This window comes from Flavobacterium sp. (assembly GCF_030146175.1).
In the GTDB taxonomy this organism is placed as follows: Bacteria; Bacteroidota; Bacteroidia; order Flavobacteriales; family Flavobacteriaceae; genus Flavobacterium.
The window spans coordinates 1-4,775 of record NZ_JASLCE010000041.1 but is presented as its reverse complement, the minus strand read 5'-3'; the positions used below and the strand labels follow the sequence as shown (position 1 = coordinate 4,775).

The 4,775-nt window shown below is 39.4% G+C and carries 1 protein-coding gene; it reads right to left on the bottom strand.

The annotated features are described in order from the left end of the window. A partial coding sequence (locus tag Q1R07_RS04750; RefSeq protein ID WP_300486515.1) for an FG-GAP-like repeat-containing protein occupies positions 1-4,655 on the bottom strand: 4,655 nt, incomplete at its 3' end. Positions 4,656-4,775: the final 120 nt, after the last annotated feature.

Genomic DNA, 4,775 nt, shown 5'->3' with positions numbered 1-4,775 from the left:
GTTTCGAATTCACCAGTTCCCGAACGAAAATCGTCACTGTGAAGGGTTATGGTTTCTTTATTCCATTTTACCAGTCGGTCCTGATTGTCGTATTCAAACGGTTCGTAGGAGGCGAATAAACTATTGGAACGATTGTTTATATTTTCCCTGACAGGATCAAAAGTAGTTGTGAAATTAAATAATGATTCGGATGTATTCCGGGTTTCGAAAACGGAAGGGAATCCATAGGTGTCATAAGTGTTTATTTGTGTTAAACCATTTCCAAAAGAGCTGTTAGTGAGTTGTCCTCGTTGATTAACACTATTTGCAGACCATAATACCTGATGGGTTGCATTGTCTAAAATCTGATGGGTATAGCCATTTTTATAGGTATATTTAAAGGTTTGGGTACTGGTCTTGTTATTTGTTAACGAAGTTGCGGTTAATTTTTCCTTGTCGACTCTTCCAAAGGTATCATATGTTAGCTCTTTTATAAATGTTCCTGTTTTTGAGGTAGTACTAATTTTTTGAGGTCTTTTAAAATCATCATATTCATAGTTTTCGATGTGGGAATCATCAGAGGAGTTTAAACTATTCATAATGCTGCCCGCCAGTGTTCCGTCTGTATTGTAGTTGTACGTGGTATAGAAGTTGTCATTTGACTGTACTGTTTTTGCTATTATGCGGCCCAATGCATTCCGGGTATATTCGATAGTTCCGTTAGGGGTTACTTCGGTTATGATTTCTCCCAATGCATTGTATTTGTATTGATAGGTTCCGGCAGAAGGATCTTCGAGTTTTGTTTTTCTACCCCAGCCATCTTGTTCTGTAACAATGCTGTTACCGCCATAATTTACCTGTTTTAGTCTGCCGTTGGCAAAGTATTGCTGCGTGATAGCGTTGCCTGAACTGATATCATCGGTTTTGGAAAGGATACTATTGGCAGCATTTTTAGTAATGCTTTCGGTTTTTAAACCGTCGAATATGCTGGTCGTTAAACCGGTATATGTTAGGATCTGAGTTTTTCCGGTTGCGGCAATACTCTGGATAATTCGGTCAAATTGGTCGTATTTAACGATATTCCACTGACTTGGTGCTGAACCAGTATATGGCTCACTACTTTTGATAGTGTGCCCGTAAATGTCGTATACATAATCGATATAGCTAATCGAACCGTCAATGTTTTTAACGCCGGATTTTATAATCCTTCCAAGGTCGTCTGATAGCGATTCGCTATAACTGCCATCATCACCGAAAACTTTTACAAGTGTTTTTTCATCGACACCCGAATAGGTAAAAGTAGTGTTGAAATAATCAGTTGCTTTTGTTTTTCGTCCCCAAAGATCATATTCATTGGTTAGGGTTCTGCCATCAGGAGTTGTAATGCTTACGGGTAATCCATTCAGGTCGTTATAGGTATATATTGTATTCAGTCCATCTATATCGGTACTTTTCGTGATAAAACGACCGCTTGTGTCATATTCTATACTATTAATTCGGGGTACCATTCCGTTTGCTGTCAGTGTTTTTTTGGTTATATTTCCGAACGTATCGTATTCATAACGTGTTGTCACATAATCGGTATTGTGTCCTTTGGTTTTGATTTCCGATACTAAATTATTGGCCGTATAGGTGTATATTTCTTCTGTATTCATTTGATCATCGCCATAGGTTTCTGTATTCTTTTGGCTAGGACGACCAATGATATACGGAGTTCCTTGGGGCTGGTTGAAATATTCCAAAGTAACCACCGCTTTTTTGTCAACCGTATTTCCTCGTTTATTAACAGTGGTATGGGTTAACAGGTTGTTGAAATCATCATAGGTGGCGGCTATTTCGGTTGTGGTGCCTTTCAGACTGTTTATAGTAGTTGAGGTGTCGGTCTTAATTTTAAACACCTTATTGGGAAGCAGTGTATTGGAATACGTATTGGTCGATTTAATGATAAATGATGTCGGAGTAAAATGCGCCGATGGGATAGTCAATCCGGTAACGGTATAGCTTTCGGATAAAGCGCCGCGCTTGGAAATATCGAATTTCGAAATAGTGGAAATGACTGCATTATTGTCGTTATACCAATTGGTGTTCATGGTGGATCGGAAGCCTAAAAAACCCAATCCATCGACGTTATACACCGCGCCACAATATTTATAATCCTGTTTTTTATATTCGTTTTTACTTTGTCGCTCCAGTCGGGAGACTACCGAAATAGAAGGTGCATTGCTGATATCGGCATTCGGATAGTTTTCGATGTTGGGACTGTCGTTATATACAAGGTCAAAAGTGTTGGTGTCCGGAGCTATCAGCGGATGGTAGGTGATGCGGTCTTGTATGCCATTACCAAATGTTATTGAATTTAATTTGGTGTCTTTTGCGTTAGATTTGGCTGTTTTAAAATTAAAAATGTTGTTTTTAGAGATAAAACTGATATCCTGACTGTTGTTGATTTTGTCAAAGCTGATAAAAGCCGGAAGGGAATATCGGTCGACAGTTGACGAAGCAGGAGTTGAGGCACTACCGGCGGGAGCAAAATTGGTGCTGGTGTTTTTATAATATTGAACCGTAATAGAGGCTTTTCCGGAGTTACCACAGCCGATATTCTCCACATACAGTAAGTCTGTTTTTCCGTCTAAATTAAAATCGGTTGGAATAATATGACGGACAAAAGAGCAATCATTTTCCTGTGTACTCGGGTTATACGGAATGCTGTAATTGTGCTTGGATTTTATAAAGGATATGCCTGTCGAGGAATATTTAACAAAGTTATGACCGTTACCGGTTGGAAGTATAAAATCTGCTTTTCCATCGCCATTATAGTCGCCCATAAGGATTGGGTAATTCAAATTAATACTACTATCAGCATAGGTAGATAATTGAATTAACCGGTTGTTGTCGTTAAGCGTATATACGGTCACTTTTCCGGAATCGAAAACCAGTATGTCCGATTTACCATCGCCATTATAATCCACAACTCGAATAATGCTATAGTCGGTCATTGCCAATTGTCCGGCATTATTCACAAAGTCATTCGTTAATCGCTTATCCAGATTCACAAAATAAGAACCTCCTCCTAAACGTACCCGATCATAAGTGTTATGTTCGTATGTTTGGGTATAGGAGATCGATTTTTCAACAGCAATAAGATCGGTAAGTCCGTCACCATTAAAATCGCCACTTAAAAAAACTTTAGGAATGTTTACAACGATTCGTTCCTCGGTCGGTTTGTTAGGAATTGATCTGAATTTTCGAAACAGGAACGAATCCTGAAAAGAAAGTTCTTTGCTATAATATTGTTCATTGTTGTAGTAAATAAGCTCTGGAAATACGTACGACTTGCGGTACTGAAAATACACCGGAGAAGCCGTTCCTGCTGCGTAGGTGCTGAAAGTTGTTGTATTGTCGGATGGATTGGTTTTAATTAATGTCCAGGCTTGTGTTTGCATTAATTTGTAGCCATAGGAAGAACTCCCGCCCAGCCATGAAACCGGGACGATTTCATCGAAAGATTCGGGTACGGGTATTTCTGATCCGATGTTATACTGACTTTCCCGAAAGTCGGTAAACAGCCAGTATTTTTTTTGAGTATCCGATCCGGAAGTCGGATACAGAATAATATCTGTCTTCCCATCACCATTAAAATCTCCGGTAACAGTTGCCGCATTTTTGTAGCTTATATTGTTTACCGATAAGTTTGTTGTAATTGGATTGTAAGTAAGAGTGTCGGGTGTGTCATCATAGGTAAAAACTGTAGGATTCCGACTTTTAACAATGCCTCCGTATTCTGAGGACTCCGTAATACTGGCTAGCCTTTCATAACCTAATGAATTGATATCATGGGTTAAGGTGTATTTTCTATAATGATAATCGGAAAAATTGGTTGGGTGTATCAGTATATAATTTAGTATATAGGCTTCTGTAAAAGGAATTCCGCCGATATAGGCATTTTCGGAACGATTTCTTTTTTTATAATCAAAATAGATCGTATTGTATCCTGGATTCGAGCCAATAGCACCATAGCTTATTCTCATGATGCGAGAAATGTTTAAAAACTTGGCGTAAGAATAGTTGATGCGGATACCCTGAGGGTTTTCCCAATAGTCGATAGACCATTTTATTTCCGATCGCGATTCGAGGTGGTTGCCATACTGAGCTTTTGAACCGTCAGGGTATTCTACCAGAAAATACTGAGGGCCATAGGTAGCACCTAATGGAGAAACACCAAAAGAGGTCACTTTTGTAGTCGAAAAATTTTCGGTTTCATATACCGTTCCATTGGCGCCATAAGTGCCGGAGGTACCATTTTTAATCACTAACCGCTGACCATCGAGCGTAAAACGATCCAGGTGATCAAAGTCGACAGGATCAAAAATTCCGTCATGATATTTGGTGGATGGAATTCGGGTAATGGACGAGAGTCCGGAAACCGACCAGCCATAACCGGCGATATTATTTCCGCTCTGACTGTCGTACGACAAACTGATTTGAGGGACAATATCCTTTATTCCGGGTAATACTTCGATGGGAATCGTATAGTTTGCAGCACCGGACAGGGACACTGATAGTCTTCCTGCGGTGATGCCTACTTCGGATATCCCCTTGTGTGGTGTTTGTGATGCAGCTGGAATAAGCATAAATAAGGCTGATAGCATAAGGAAAGGTGCAATTTTTTTTGCCATAATTGAATGGTATTGAATCGAAAAATCAACAGAAAATTCACTTAACAGGAGAGAGGGAAGATGTGTGATGAACACATAAATGTTTATGGTTCCGAACTGTTTCTTCGAAAGATTAAAAAC